The following is a 13492-nucleotide window of genomic DNA, read 5'->3' as shown; positions in this document are numbered from 1 at the left end:
GCATCGCGCTTTGCGCGATGCCGGGCCCAAGGCGGCTAGCAATATTGGCGCAGCCAATGTTGCGCAGGCACGAGAGCCTTTGCCCCGAGACTTCAGGCACCTTTGTTGAGATCATCAAAGCAGCGGTTCTCGGCCACCAGTTGTTCAAGCAGGGGTGCAGGTTGCCAGAAATAGGCATCTTCTTCAGCCCACTTGCGAATATCGTTGAATACGCCCGGCAAACCCTGCAAATCTGCCCATTTCAGCGGCCCACCCCAGTAGCGCGGAAAACCGTAGCCATAGAGCAGCGTAACGTCCACATCCAGCGGTCTACGCGCGATGCCGTCGCCTACCACCTTCGCCGCCTCATTCACCATCGCGACCATATAGCGACGTATGATCTCCTCATCCGTAAACGCGCGTGGAGTTATGTTCTGAGCCGCACGCTCGGCTTCGATCAATGATGTCAGCTCGGGGTTCGGCTCTCCACCCCGCTTGCCATTTTCATATATGTAATAGCCCTTGCCGGTTTTCTGGCCGAAATGTCCGGCCTCGCACAGCTTGTCGGCATAGAAACTGTCGCGAACGCGTGGATCCTGGCCTGCGGCCCGTTTCCGCTTGCGCGCCGCCCAGCCAATGTCCAATCCGGCCAAGTCTGACACTGCATAGGGGCCCATCGCAAATCCAAACCCGGTCAGCGCAGCATCGATCTGGAATGGGCTCGCCCCATCCAGCACCATGTGATCAGCACAGTTCCGATATGTGCCCAAAATCCGATTACCTATGAACCCGTCGCACACACCTGCCCGAACGGCCACCTTGCCCAACCTCTTGCCCAACGCGAAACCCGTTGCCACAACTTCGGGCGCGGTGTGATCCGCCACCACGATCTCAAGCAGTTTCATCACATGTGCTGGGGAGAAGAAATGCAGACCGATGACATCCTGTGACCTTTCGGTCGATCCGGCAATTTCGTTGATATCAAGGTATGAGGTATTGGTCGCCAATACCGCACCGCTTTTGCAGACCGCATCCAGTTGCGCAAAAACCTTTTTCTTCACTGCCATGTCCTCGAACACGGCTTCGATCACCAGATCGACGCCACTCAGTGCGTCATAGTCCGTGGCCAGGGTCAGCCGGTTCTGCAGAATATCATCATGTTTGTCCTGGCTCAGCTTTCCGCGCCTCACGGCGCCAGCCAGATTTGCCGCGATACGATCTTTAGCGGACCGCGCTGCCTCGTGTGACATCTCAAGCAGCACGACAGGAAGCCCCGCCAGCAGAACTGAGGTGGCAATCCCAGCGCCCATCGTGCCGCCGCCGATGACGCCGACCTGTTGCAGGTCCCGCGGCTCGACCCCATTCAACTCGGGCAATTTTGCAACCGCACGTTCCGCAAAGAATGCGTGGATCAACCCTTTGCGCTGATCCGAGGCCATCAGGTCCATGAACAATTCCCGTTCGCGAGCCAAACCGGATGCAAAATCCTCGGCCTCGCAACTGGCTTGTATTGCCCGCACTGCAATCGCAGGCGACAGTTGGCCCCGGCCCTTCTTCAGCACCGCGTTATAGGCCGCATCAAAATCGATTGGGGCGGGCCGGGCCATATCGCAAACAGGACGCCGAGGTGCATCAGTTGCAAGCAGCTCTCTGACATAGGCCAGGCCGATCTCGCGCGGATCACCATCCTGAACTTTGTCCAGCACACCCATCTCAAGCGCTTCTGGAGCTCGGACGTGCCGCCCCGTCGTGATCATGTCCAATGCAGCCTCGACTCCGGCAACACGCGGCAAGCGCTGGGTGCCGCCAGCGCCAGGAATGATACCAAGATTAACCTCGGGCAACCCCACCTTCGCAGACGGCACGGCAACGCGATAATGACAGGATAAAGCAACCTCAAGCCCACCACCAAGCGCGGTTCCATGCAACGCAGAAACCACCAGCAAGGGCGACGCCTCAATCCGATCACAGAGTGCGGGCAGCCACGGGTCCTGTGGCGGCTTGCCAAATTCGCGGATATCAGCGCCAGCAAAATAGGTTCGACCCTCACCATAGATCAAAACCGCGCGCGCACCCTCGGTCTCGGCACGTTCGATCGCTGACAACAATCCCCGGCGCACCTCTACGCCCAGCGCGTTAACGGGTGGGTTCTCAGCCGACACAATGGCGATATCGCCCACTTTCTCATACCCGATGACTTGGGTCATATGATCGTGCCTCCTCAGACGAAATGCGATGCCAGTAGTAAATCGGGGAATCCCCGGACACGGCGCGATCAAAGACTGGCCCGGTCTGCGTTCGTATTCAACTATATTTTCGACCGATCGTTCGGTTTATTTGATTTTCTCGGATTTAGTACCATAATCACGCGGTTCATGCCCGGAACCAACCTTTTACGTTGCGGTAGAACTTGCTTCGCGGCCTCAGAGCAACGAAGCGCAAAGAACTGCAGTGCTTGGTCTGAACTCGCACGGAACCCGAGGGCGCGATCCAAATGGAAACCCAGCTAACAGGGCCTTAATACTTGTTTGGGAAGTTCTGGTAGCGGAGGTCCGTCTTGGACACAAACCCCACACATTAACACTCTGTAAAATATGCGTGCCGTGACCTTCAAGGGGTAAGCCGAAAGGTCAATTGTCGTAGCGGTGCCCTGACTGGCGAATTCGATCAAAAGAAATTCGCCTTCACCGGGGTGCTCTGCGTTGAAGGCTGTCGCTATTGCGGCAATGGGAACGTCTTACATAGCCCCCAAGGTATGCTGGAGGCCATTTCGAATGTGATCTTCCAACAGCCTCTTCGCCGTGTCGGCGTCTCTGGCCAGCGCGGCATCGAACATGCCCTTGTGCTCCTTGACCGCCTCTTCGCCGCGATAAGTCAGCACAAGCATCTGATACCGTAAGTACTTGTCGTAGATGATGGAGTGCAGAGACAGAAGGTTTTTGGAGTTGCAGGCCGCGATCATCGCTTGGTGAAACTCCCAATCATATCGTTTCCAGGTTTCTTTCTCGGACTCGTCGCCCTTGAGAAGCTGCTGTTCCATCAGGTGCAGTTTGTGGTGTGCGGCAACGAGGTTGCCTTCCCAATCTGTGTCGCCATTCGCAATGGACAATTCCAACGCGTGGCATTCCAACAGGACCCGCAGCTCTGAAATCTCGGTCAGGTCTTCTCGTGAAACTGGTGTGACCAGGAAACCCCGTTGCTCGGGAGCTTCGACAAATCCGTCGCTGGCGAGCCTGTTCAGCGTTTCACGAAGTGTCGAAAGGCTTGCCGAGTAGCGTTCCTTCAAGGCGTCCAGCTTCAGTTTGGAGCCGGGTTGCAGCTCCCCGAAGATGATATCCCGCTTGATGCGCTGATAGGTGCTTGCACCTATCGTAGACGGCTGTTTCGCCATGCGTTTCACCCGATATTATCAGTTTCCTCGTTCAATTAGCATTTTTGAGAGACATCAGCAATCCAAACTGATGTATGGTAAAAATAAAAATATCATACATTATTGCGGAATCGCGAAAACCCCAATACGGTCGTGGCCAAGTTGGGCAAAGCAGCCCGATCGCAATCATCGGTTTCGGGATTTTCCGGACCCTCCGGAAGGAAGCAAAGTGTCTAAGAACTTTCGCATTGCCATTGTCGGCATTGGCCTTGTTGGACGCCGCCACGCAGACGCTATACGAGCGTTGCGCCATGTTGATCTCGTCGCGGTGGTCGACCCCAGCGATGAAGGTCGTGCTTACGCCGTTGAGCATGGGGTCGCATGTTTCGAAACCCTCGAGGAAATGTTTGCAAATCAGACGCCGGACGGAGCTGTTCTTGCGACCCCGACCACGCTTCATGTTGAACAAGGCCTCACGTGTGTTCGACATGGTTGTCCCCTTCTTGTCGAAAAACCGATCGCCGTGGAAGCCACCGCTGCACTTGAGCTTGTTCAAGCAGCGGAGAAGGCCAATGTGCCACTGATGGTCGGACATCATCGTCGGCACAATCCTCTGATCCGGTCGGCTAAGGAAGCCATTGTCGATGGGAAGATTGGAGATGTGCGCGCTGTCCATGCGAATTGCTGGTTCTATAAGCCAGACGAGTATTTTGATGCTGCGCCCTGGAGAAAGAAACCCGGTGCAGGGCCCATCTCGGTCAATCTTGTCCACGATGTGGATCTGCTGCGGTACCTGGCCGGAGAAGTCGTGACCGTTCAGGCTCAGTCGGCTTCATCGCAGCGGGGTTTCGACAACGAAGATGTCGCCGGCGCGCTGTTGACGTTTGAAAGTGGGGCGATCGGGACCATAAGTGTGTCCGACAGTATCGTCGCCCCGTGGAGCTGGGAGATGACGTCTCAGGAATATCCAATCTATCCGTCGACCACTGAGAGTAGTTACATGATCGGTGGCTCTCATGGTTCGTTGTCCGTTCCCGATCTTCGATTGTGGAGTTACCAGGGTGAGCAAAGGGACTGGTGGACGCCAATCTCATCAACCGCGCTGAAGAAGGGTGCGTCTGACCCCCTGGTCAATCAGCTTAGGCACTTTGTTGAAGTAGCTCGGCACGAAGCAGAACCGATTGTGTCTGGATGGGAAGGTTTCAGAACACTTCAAGTTATTGAAGCTATTCAGAATTCCTGCAGAACAGGTGATACGGTCAAGATCAAAAACTTACAAAAAACACCAATGGTAGGTATGACGGCAGTCTAAAATATCAGATATTTTGCAAAACATCTTGCAAAATGTCCAAAATAGGTCAAAACTCTGAATCGCAAAAAAGAAGCATCATGATGTCTCAGGGAGGAGCAAAGTGATTACCAAACTTACCCGCCGGGCTGCTGTATCAGCCCTGGTCGCAACCGGTGTTCTGTTTAGCGCAACAAGTGGTGCGCTGGCGGAAGACAAAGTGCAACTTCGCCTCGCAACATCAGGATCGGAGACCGATCAGCGCTCGGTCGCTATGGCCGAGGTTTTCGCGCCCATGGTCGCTGATTTCGCAAGCTACGAACCCAGCTATAATGGCACCATATTCGCCCAAGGCACCGAGTTGGACGCCATCAGCCGGGGTAACCTGGAAATGTCGATCACCTCGGCGCAGGAACTGGCACAGTTCTTCCCCGAGTTTTCGATCTTTACCGCAGGCTATGTCCACCAGGACGCCGCGCATCAGGTGGCTGTCTTCAACGATCCTTTGATGGATGCCTTCAAGCAAAAGGCCGAAGAAGAGCTGGGCGTCAAACTGCTGTCGGTCATGTATCTGGGCCGTCGTCAGGTGAACCTGCGCCAGCCCAAGGATGAACTGACCATCAGCACTCCGGCTGATCTGGAGGGTGTGAACCTGCGGATGCCGGGCACAGATGCGTGGCAGTTCCTTGGAAAAGCGCTGGGTGCCGCCCCGACACCAATGGCGTTCTCAGAGGTTTACACAGCTCTGTCGACCGGTGCCGTTGACGGTCAGGACAACCCATTGCCGACCGTGGTTGATGCCAAGTTTTACGAAGTGACCAATCAGATCATCCTGACATCTCACTTGGTCGACTTGAACTATATCGCCATTGGCAAAGAAGTTTGGGACGGGTTGACGCCGGAACAGCAAGCCAAGGTTCAGGAAGCTGCGGACGCAGCAGCTGAATCAGGCCGTCAGAAGCAGCTTCAGAAAGAAGAGGATCTTGTCAGTTTTCTGAAAGAGCAAGGAATGGAGATCTACGAACCCGATCTCGCCGCGTTCCGCGATCAGGTACAGTCTATGTATCTGGACAGCGAATTCGCTGGCTCATGGCCCGAAGGCGTTCTGGATCAGATCAACGCATTGGGCAACTGAGCCCAGTAAGACAAGGGAGGGAGAACCATAATGAAAGCCTTCATAAAGGGGTTCTCCCGACTGACCGAAGCGATTGCCGGCGGGATGCTGGCGGCAATCTTCCTGATTTTCCTATTGCAAATACTCTTGCGCTACTTCTTTACCCCCGCCGGATGGACGCTTGAACTCATCGGCATTCTGTGGGTTTGGGTGATCTTCTTCAGTTGCGCTTTCATAGTGCGCGAACGGGATCACGTGAAGTTCGACATCATCTACCTTTCCGTGCCGATGCGCGTGCGGCAGGTCTTTGCGATGCTGGCGGCCGCAGCGATCGTGGTCGGTATGCTCTACAGCTTCCTTCCGACGTGGGACTACATCGATTGGATGAAAATCCGCAAGACATCGACTGTCCGCAATCCGTTTTCCGGCGAGAAGATACCTTTGCGCACAGTATTCTCGATTTACGCGGTATTCATGCTGGTCGTCGCAGCGCGCTACGCGTGGCTATTCTTCGACGTCATGCGCAATGGCCCCCCAAAGACAGAGTTGGAACTGGTTGTTGGGTACAACGTGGTTGACGACCATCCCCGTGTCGACGTCGAAGAGGACGAGGAAGTTAAGAAATGAGTTTTGAACTTCTTTCCTGCCTGCTCGCTCTCTTTCTTCTGGCAGGCATCGGGACACCTATCGGCTATTCCATCCTCTTGGCCTCATTGGTGTATCTGGGCACAGCCGGACTGGACGTAGCACTCGCAGGCGAGAAGATCCTGCAGGGCTTCTACAAAAGCACGATCCTGCTTGCCGTGCCTTTGTTCATCGTCGCCGCCAATATCATGAACGCGGGCTCGATCACGGACCGTCTGCTGAACTTCTGCGTCGCCGCTGTTGGTCGGTTCAAGGGCGGTCTCGGGCACGTCAACGTGGTAGCGTCTCTGATCTTTTCGGGTATGTCCGGCTCGGCCGTCGCGGATGCCGCGGGGATCGGTAAAATCATCATTGAGATGATGACCAAGGATGGCCGCTACAGCCGAGGTTACGCAGCCGCGATCACGGCGGCGTCGGCGACGATTGGCCCGATCATTCCGCCCTCGATCCCGATGGTTTTGTACGCGCTCGTTTCCAAGGCCTCTATCGGGTCGCTGTTCCTGGCCGGTATTCTTCCGGGCCTGATCATGGGCGTCGTCCTCATGGCGATGAACTACTATCTGGCCGGAAAGCGGAACTTTGCATTGGAAGAACCTGTTCCACTGCGCGAATTGCCGGCTAAAACCGCCAACGCGTTTCCGGCTCTGCTGATGCCTGCAATCCTGCTGTACGGCATATATGGCGGCGTTACTACTCCGACCGAGGCTGCAGCCGTGGCTGCATTCTACGCTCTGCTATTGGCAGCGTTGTTCTACCGCGCGCTGACCTTCCGTGGCCTTTATCAAGTGTTCGTCGACAGCGCGCGCTCTTCCGCAGCCGTCGGTGTGGTCATCGGGGGCGCGTTCATTCTGAACTTCATCGTTATTCAGGAGCAAATACCGCAGTCTATCTCGGCGCTGTTGGAGGGTTCTGATGTCAGCCCGATTGTGTTCCTGATCCTCGTAAACCTGCTGATCCTCGCGCTGGGATGCGTGTTAGACGCAACAACGATCATCCTGGTGATCGTGCCACTGTTCATTCCAACCTGCGAAGCGCTCGGGATTGATCTGGTGCATTTCGGAGTGCTGGTCGTCGTGAACTCGATGATCGGTCTGATCACGCCGCCCTATGGCATTCTACTCTTTGTGATCAACGCCGTGACGGACATTCCGCTGCGCGAAATCATCTCCGAAATCTGGGCCTTCCTCGCGGTTCTCATCTTCGCCCTGGTGATAATGATGCTGATGCCGGATCTGGTCCTGTGGTTGCCGCGTATGTTTGGATATCAGGGATAATGTGCCTCTCGGTTTCGACAACGTCGATCCCCGGTGATCTGGCCGAAAAACTGAGTGCGATCGCCGACGCAGGGTTCGGAGGTGTCGAGTTACACGAACCGGATTTGACCGCTTTTGATGGGCCGCCATCGCAAATCCGGAATATTGCATCAGACCTCGGCCTGAAGATTTGCCTGTTCCAACCCTTCCATAATCTTGAAGGCCAGCCCGATGTTGGACGTGAGCGCGCCTTTGATCGACTGAAGCGCAAACTCGACCTAATGAGCGAGTTGGGAACGGAATTGCTGCTTATCGGGTCTGCCTTCGAGGCCGATGTCGCCGCGACCGAAGAACAGGTAATCGCAGATCTTGGCGAGGCGGCCCAAATCGCTAAAGAAATGGGGATGCGTCTGGCCTATATGGGCTTGCCATGGTCGGGTCTTATTCACTCGGATGAACAGGCGTTAGGCATCGTTGGTGCTGTCGACAGCCCTCATTTGGGGTTGGCTTTGAATTCTTTCTTCTCGCTTGCCGACGGGTCCAAACCAGCCCGCCTTCGGGACATTCCTGGAGAGCGGCTGTTCCATGTGCAACTGTCCGATGCACCGCGACTTGAGATGGATATTCGCAGGCTCAAACGGCACTTTGGGCTTCTTCCAGGGCTTGGGTCGCTGAACCTTGCGGGCTTTGTGCGGGTGTTGTCCCGCGCCGGATACAAGGGGCCTTGGTCCATTGCACGCGTCAACGAAGCAGCTCCTCAACCCGGTGGCCGCACACTGGCCCGAGACAGCTACAGGTCGCTGGTGAACCTCCTGGATGAGGTATCCCGGACCGAGCCGGGAACCGATTTCGGCATCCCGGACCTGCCGGAACGCGTCTATGCGTCAGGCTTCGAATTCGTCGAATTTACAGCCGACGAAACAAGCGGCGCGCAGCTGGCAGATATGTTGTCAGCAATGTGTTTTCGAATGGAGCGAAAGCACGTATCCAAGTCCGTCGAGCTGTGGCGGCAGGGCGCGATAAACATCGTTGTGAATACCGAAAAGGAAGGATTTGCCCATTCGGCGTTCCTGGGTCACGGCCCCTCCGTTTGTGACATGGGGTTGCGTGTCAAAGATGCGGATCAGACGGTTCAGCGGGCGACCGCGTTGGGCGCGCCGAATTTCTCACAACCGGTGGGAACAGGGGAACTGGATATCCCGGCCATTCGGGGCGTTGGTGGCAACGTCGTTCATTTCATCGATGAGAAATCCGATCTCCATCGGGTATGGGACATTGAGTTCGAGCCGGTTGCGAAAACCAAAGCCACCCAACCTGCCGGTCTGCGTCGTATCGACCATCTGGCCCAGACGATGCGTCACGATGAGATGCAAAGCTGGCTACTCTACTACATTTCGACTTTCGAGATGGCAAAATCCCCTATCGTGAACGTCGCCGACCCGTCTGGTGTCGTGCAAAGCCAGGCTATCGAAAGTCCCGAAGGCGAAGTGCGCTTAAACCTGAATGGGGCAGTTGGGCGTCGAACACTGGCAGCGTCATTCCTTGAAGATGGCTTTGGGGCTGGTGTTCAGCACATTGCCTTCCAGTCGGATGATATTTTTGAAACTTCAGCCCAGTTGCTCAAGTCTGGCTTTCCCAGCCTGTCCATCCCGGAGAACTACTACGCTGATCTGCAAGCGACATTCGGATTGGATGACGATTTGGTCGCCCAATTGCGCAGGGGGAACATTCTCTACGATCGGGCGGCGGGTGCTGAGTATTTTCAGATATACAGCCGCCCCATCTTTAACGGCTTCTTCTTCGAAATCGTTGAACGCCGTATGGGCTATGCCGGTTATGGCGCGCGCAATGCACCCATTCGCCTTGCTGCGCAAAGCAAAACCCAGCCGGTGAAAGAGGTGCAGACGCAATGACCGCGCAGACGACAGACGATGAGCGCGCCGTTCGCCAATGGTGGCGTACCTCCATCATCGACATGAAACCCGGACAGATCTCTTTTCGTGGCAACGCCATAGAGGACCTGATCGGAAACGTATCTTTCCCGCAGATGATCTGGCTTATGGTGCGGGGCGATCTACCCAGCGACGCGCAAGCGCGCCTGTTCGAAGCCGCTTTGGTCGCAGGCGTGGATCACGGCCCACAGGCTCCCTCAATCGCGGCTGCGCGTATGGCCGCCACCTGCGGGGTAGGTCTCAATAACGCGATGGCGACTGCGGTGAACATGCTGGGCGACGTGCACGGCGGGGCAGGAGAGCAGTGTGCAGAGCTGTACCATGATATCGCAGCTCGCATGGATTGCGGAGCATCGTTGAATGACGCAGTGAAGGACGGTCTGGACAGCTGGCGCGAGACCTATGGCAAGATCGTCTCGGGCTTCGGTCACAGGTTTCACAAACCTGTCGATCCACGCGCACCCCGATTGATGCAACTTGTTCGAGATGCGGCGGCAGAAGGCACAGTTTCTGGCCGGTTTGCCGATATCGGAGAAGAGGTTCAAGCCGAACTCGGTCGTCAACGAGGCGGTCGGCCAATTGCCATGAATATTGACGGCGCGACAGCTGTGATCTTCTGCGAACTTGGCTTTCCTGCGCCCTTGTCGCGAGGGCTGTTCTGCCTGTCCCGCTCGGTCGGAATACTCGCCCACGCTTGGGAACAGATGAACCAGGGTGGCCGCAACAAAGGGCCGATGCCCCCTAATTACTTACCCCTCTACGAAGACAGGAATGATGACACGTGAGACATCGAAATCCTTCCGGGTCGGCCTTATCGGCTGTGGTCGTATCAGCGATATTTATCTAAAAACACTATCCAAATTCTCAAACGTTGAGGTAGTGGCTTGTGCAAGCCTTGACCCTTCGGAAAGCCGCACCAAAGCGGATCAATACGGTATCGCCAAGGCCTGTGCGCCAGATGGGGTGTTTGACGATCCGACGATTGACTGCGTTCTGAATCTGACAATTCCGGCGGCGCATGCCGAAATCAGCCTGCGTGCGTTGGAGGCGGGCAAGCACGTCTATTCCGAGAAGCCGCTGGTTATGGATCGAACGGATGGTAAGACGATTCTGCACATGGCCTCTGAAAAGGGGCTACTGGTCGGTTGCGCACCCGACACATTTCTGGGCGGTCGTTGGCAAACCGTTCGGCGCTTGATCGATGAGGGTGCCATTGGCAAACCGACAGGGGTTTTTGCCCATGTCGGTACCCACGGGACGGAACGCCACCATCCCAACCCGGATTTCTACTACCAGGCCGGTGGCGGGCCCTTGCTGGACCTTGGGCCATATTACCTGACCGCCATGGTTTGCTGCCTTGGTCCGGTTGACCGGGTCGCCGGAATGGCTCGGCGCACGTTCGACAAAAGGATGATCGAAAACGGCCCTCGCAACGGTGAATGGATGGATGTCGAGGTCGACACGCATTCCCTAAGCCTGCTGCAGTTCTCTTCCGGGGCTATAGGGTCGATGACCATGAGCTTTGACGTCTGGGATAGCGAAACGCCGCGGTTCGAGATCTACGGTGAAAAAGGCACCATCAGCATCCCAGACCCTGACCCGGTACATGGTGCCAACATCTTTCAGGGGGATGTCTGGCTGAAAACGCGGGAGACCTCGCGCTGGTCTCATCAGCCGCGCCCATCCGGTCGCGAAGGCTGGCAGGTGGTCGTCAACAAACACGGGTTCAATGAGGACAGCCGTGGTCTCGGCCTTTTGGATCTGGCCTTGGCGGCGCAAGATGGACGCCAACCCCGTGCGAGTGGAGCGCTTGCCTACCATGTTTTCGAGGTCATGGACGCAATTGAAAGGGCACCGAAATTTGGCGCCTATCAGACGATAGAAAGCCGTTGCGCAGCTCCGGAGCCTTTGCCGGTCGATTTCCTTAACGATGAGAGGAAGGAGCTGGTCTATGCCTATTCAGACTCTTGACTTTGCCCAGCCATTTTTTCGCGTCCAGCACATAAGTGGCGAGCGCAGAATTTCTATCGAGGGTCGCGCCATCGTCCTTAACCTTGGGGGGCGAAATCTCTCTGTCGAGGATCAGACCATTGCACCGCTTTCCTCTGTGATCGTGCAAGACAGCACGCTTAGCGGCGTGGAACGTGCAGTCATTGTCCACGATTTCGACGACCATGCCGATGACAACGAGTTGTTCGCATGGGTGAAAGATACATGGCCGTCTGCTTTTGATGTTCGCCAAGAGGAGCGTTTACGCGGTGTCAGCCACCACATGTCGCCAAAGGTCTTTGTGGGTAACGTTGGGCTGACCATGTACCATTCCGGCTCGGTGCCGCTGAATGTCGGATTGCACAAGGATCATCCGTTCTGCCCGGTACCGGGGTTTCGCGAAGTGCATACACAAATCGTAGGCTTTGGGAAAATGCAGCAATGCCGCGAACGGGACGTTGAAACCCTTTACCTCGAAGAATTCATGGCTCCCGGCACGACGCACAAGCCGATGTATGACGCCGAAGGCAACTACCCCTGGCATCAATACGAGACGATTACCCCCAGCATCTTCATGGCGGTCGAAATACTGCCGGAAGGCGCGCGGGTTCCGGAAATGGAGGTTCAGAATGGCTGAGAGACTTTTACCCGAAGACCTGAACTTCGACGGCCCTTTCCCCCGGTTGTCTCGCCGTTTGCGGCTGGGCGTTGTTGGCGGTGGACGTATCTCTGTCACGCAGGCAACGGCCGCGCGGATGACCGACCGGTGGGAGGTCGCCGCAGGCGCGCTCAGTTCTGATTCCGTTCGCAGCAAGGCGCGTGGGGCCGAGTGGTACTTGCAAGCAGACAGGTGCTATACGTCGTTCAACGAGATGGCGCAGGCCGAGGCGGCGCGCCCGGATGGCGTGGATGCTGTCATGATCACCACCCCGAACCACGTACACTTTGATGCGGCCAAGGCGTTTCTCGAGGCGGGCATTGACGTGATGTGCGACAAGCCCCTGACCAACGAAGTCGCCGAGGCCGAGGGGCTTGAGGAGATTACCGCCCGCACGGGACAGGTCTTTGCCGTCGGATATGCGATGTCGTGTTTTCCAGTGATCCGTCAGGCCAAACAAATCGTGGCGGAAGGCGGCATCGGTAAAATCAACCAAATCCACGTCGAGTTCATGCAAGACTGGATGACGCCCGAAGATGTGGCCGATGCGCCTCATGTAAAGTGGCGGCTGGACCCGAAGATTTCTGGCCCGACCAGTTGTGTCGGCGATATCGGCACCCATGCTGCGCATCTCGCCAGTTTTGTCTCGGGCTTGCCGATGACCGACCTGAGGGCCGAGTTTCATGTCTGCGGCGCGCCAAAGCCTTTGGAAGACACAGCATTCATGTTCACCCGCTATCAAAACGAGGTTCCGGGAACCCTGATGGTGACACGCCTTGCCCCCGGGAATCGGGGAGGGTTGCGGTTGCGCATATTCGGGAACGAAGGAGGTCTCGAGTGGGACCTGGAGAATTCGGAACAGCTGAAGTTCAATCGGTTCGGTGAGCCGGATCGTATCATCAGCCGAGGTCACGGGCATGGCATCGGCCCCGGCGCAGAACGTCTAATCCGGACCGCGCGCGGCTTCCCAGAAGGGATTATCGAAGCCTGGGCCAACCTCTATACGGAATTTGCTATGGCCGTAGCCGCGCGTCGGGATGGCGTTACCGTTCCGGATGATTGGCTTACTTATCCCAGTGTCGAACAAGGTGCAGATGGCGTCCGGTTTATTGAAGCCTCCGTGCGCTCTCACCAGTCCGGAGGTGACTGGGTCACTCTCTAAGGCTCTGCCAACAAGAATGAAAAACACGCCCGGGCAGTTGCCCGGGCGCTTTCATTTCCTGCTCAGTATTAAAAGTTGATAT

Annotated in this window: 11 protein-coding genes; 9 read left to right on the top strand and 2 right to left on the bottom strand. The window is 56.3% G+C overall.

Annotation, left to right across the window (positions count from 1 at the left end; all coding sequences use genetic code 11):
- Nucleotides 1-92 precede the first annotated feature (92 nt).
- Together ACR0AH_RS20580 and ACR0AH_RS20575 are read right to left on the bottom strand one after the other, a co-directional pair.
- Complete coding sequence (locus ACR0AH_RS20580) at nt 93-2186, bottom strand: 3-hydroxyacyl-CoA dehydrogenase NAD-binding domain-containing protein (RefSeq protein WP_480593548.1); 2094 nt, start codon at nt 2184-2186, stop codon at nt 93-95.
- Between the two features lie 530 nt (nt 2187-2716).
- Entirely contained in the window at nt 2717-3370 is a 654-nt protein-coding gene (locus tag ACR0AH_RS20575; protein WP_480593547.1) for a GntR family transcriptional regulator, read from the bottom strand.
- On the opposite strand from ACR0AH_RS20575, the gene ACR0AH_RS20570 reads away from it, so the two are divergent.
- The 9 genes from ACR0AH_RS20570 (at nt 3369) to ACR0AH_RS20530 (ending at nt 13410) form a co-directional block, all read left to right on the top strand.
- On the top strand, nt 3369-4661 hold the full coding sequence (locus tag ACR0AH_RS20570) for a Gfo/Idh/MocA family protein (RefSeq protein WP_480593546.1): 1293 nt from the start codon (nt 3369-3371) through the stop codon (nt 4659-4661). The two genes, ACR0AH_RS20575 and ACR0AH_RS20570, sit on opposite strands and share 2 nt — an antisense overlap.
- Before the next feature lie 100 nt (nt 4662-4761).
- A complete protein-coding gene (gene dctP, locus ACR0AH_RS20565) occupies nt 4762-5772 on the top strand; it encodes a TRAP transporter substrate-binding protein DctP (protein ID WP_480593544.1) in 1011 nt (336 codons plus the stop codon).
- 30 nt (nt 5773-5802) lie between these two features.
- Nucleotides 5803-6378, top strand: a complete 576-nt coding sequence (locus ACR0AH_RS20560) for a TRAP transporter small permease (RefSeq protein ID WP_170460347.1) — start codon at nt 5803-5805, stop codon at nt 6376-6378.
- Nucleotides 6375-7670, top strand: coding sequence for a TRAP transporter large permease (locus ACR0AH_RS20555; protein WP_170328647.1), 1296 nt, complete (start codon nt 6375-6377; stop codon nt 7668-7670). Before ACR0AH_RS20560 ends, ACR0AH_RS20555 begins: the two co-directional genes overlap by 4 nt.
- Nucleotides 7670-9562 carry a bifunctional sugar phosphate isomerase/epimerase/4-hydroxyphenylpyruvate dioxygenase family protein gene (locus ACR0AH_RS20550; protein ID WP_480593542.1) on the top strand — a complete coding sequence of 631 codons (1893 nt, stop codon included), beginning with the start codon at nt 7670-7672 and terminating at the stop codon, nt 9560-9562. The genes ACR0AH_RS20555 and ACR0AH_RS20550 overlap by 1 nt, the downstream gene beginning before the upstream one ends.
- Nucleotides 9559-10386, top strand: a complete 828-nt coding sequence (locus ACR0AH_RS20545; RefSeq protein ID WP_480593541.1) for a citryl-CoA lyase — start codon at nt 9559-9561, stop codon at nt 10384-10386. The genes ACR0AH_RS20550 and ACR0AH_RS20545 overlap by 4 nt, the downstream gene beginning before the upstream one ends.
- The gene (locus ACR0AH_RS20540; protein WP_480593539.1) at nt 10376-11572 is read left to right on the top strand and encodes a Gfo/Idh/MocA family protein; all 1197 of its coding nucleotides are present in this window, start codon (nt 10376-10378) and stop codon (nt 11570-11572) included. Before ACR0AH_RS20545 ends, ACR0AH_RS20540 begins: the two co-directional genes overlap by 11 nt.
- Nucleotides 11553-12227 (top strand): hypothetical protein, encoded by a 675-nt coding sequence (locus ACR0AH_RS20535; protein WP_480593538.1) that lies wholly within the window; start codon nt 11553-11555, stop codon nt 12225-12227. The genes ACR0AH_RS20540 and ACR0AH_RS20535 overlap by 20 nt, the downstream gene beginning before the upstream one ends.
- Nucleotides 12220-13410, top strand: coding sequence for a Gfo/Idh/MocA family protein (locus ACR0AH_RS20530; protein ID WP_480593536.1), 1191 nt, complete (start codon nt 12220-12222; stop codon nt 13408-13410). Before ACR0AH_RS20535 ends, ACR0AH_RS20530 begins: the two co-directional genes overlap by 8 nt.
- Nucleotides 13411-13492: the final 82 nt, after the last annotated feature.

It is taken from the genome of Ruegeria sp. AM5 (genome assembly GCF_056540645.1).
This window is presented reverse-complemented; position numbering and strand designations above follow the sequence as displayed.

Excerpts from the sequence above, each read along its gene's own strand:
- ACR0AH_RS20580 (WP_480593548.1), bottom strand. The coding sequence starts at position 2,186 with ATGACCCAAGTCATCGGGTATGAGAAAGTGGGCGATATCGCCATTGTG.
- ACR0AH_RS20570 (WP_480593546.1), top strand. The coding sequence starts at position 3,369 with ATGCGTTTCACCCGATATTATCAGTTTCCTCGTTCAATTAGCATTTTT.
- ACR0AH_RS20575 (WP_480593547.1), bottom strand. The coding sequence starts at position 3,370 with ATGGCGAAACAGCCGTCTACGATAGGTGCAAGCACCTATCAGCGCATC.
- ACR0AH_RS20560 (WP_170460347.1), top strand. The coding sequence starts at position 5,803 with ATGAAAGCCTTCATAAAGGGGTTCTCCCGACTGACCGAAGCGATTGCC.
- ACR0AH_RS20555 (WP_170328647.1), top strand. The coding sequence starts at position 6,375 with ATGAGTTTTGAACTTCTTTCCTGCCTGCTCGCTCTCTTTCTTCTGGCA.
- ACR0AH_RS20550 (WP_480593542.1), top strand. The coding sequence starts at position 7,670 with ATGTGCCTCTCGGTTTCGACAACGTCGATCCCCGGTGATCTGGCCGAA.
- ACR0AH_RS20545 (WP_480593541.1), top strand. The coding sequence starts at position 9,559 with ATGACCGCGCAGACGACAGACGATGAGCGCGCCGTTCGCCAATGGTGG.
- ACR0AH_RS20540 (WP_480593539.1), top strand. The coding sequence starts at position 10,376 with ATGACACGTGAGACATCGAAATCCTTCCGGGTCGGCCTTATCGGCTGT.
- ACR0AH_RS20535 (WP_480593538.1), top strand. The coding sequence starts at position 11,553 with ATGCCTATTCAGACTCTTGACTTTGCCCAGCCATTTTTTCGCGTCCAG.
- ACR0AH_RS20530 (WP_480593536.1), top strand. The coding sequence starts at position 12,220 with ATGGCTGAGAGACTTTTACCCGAAGACCTGAACTTCGACGGCCCTTTC.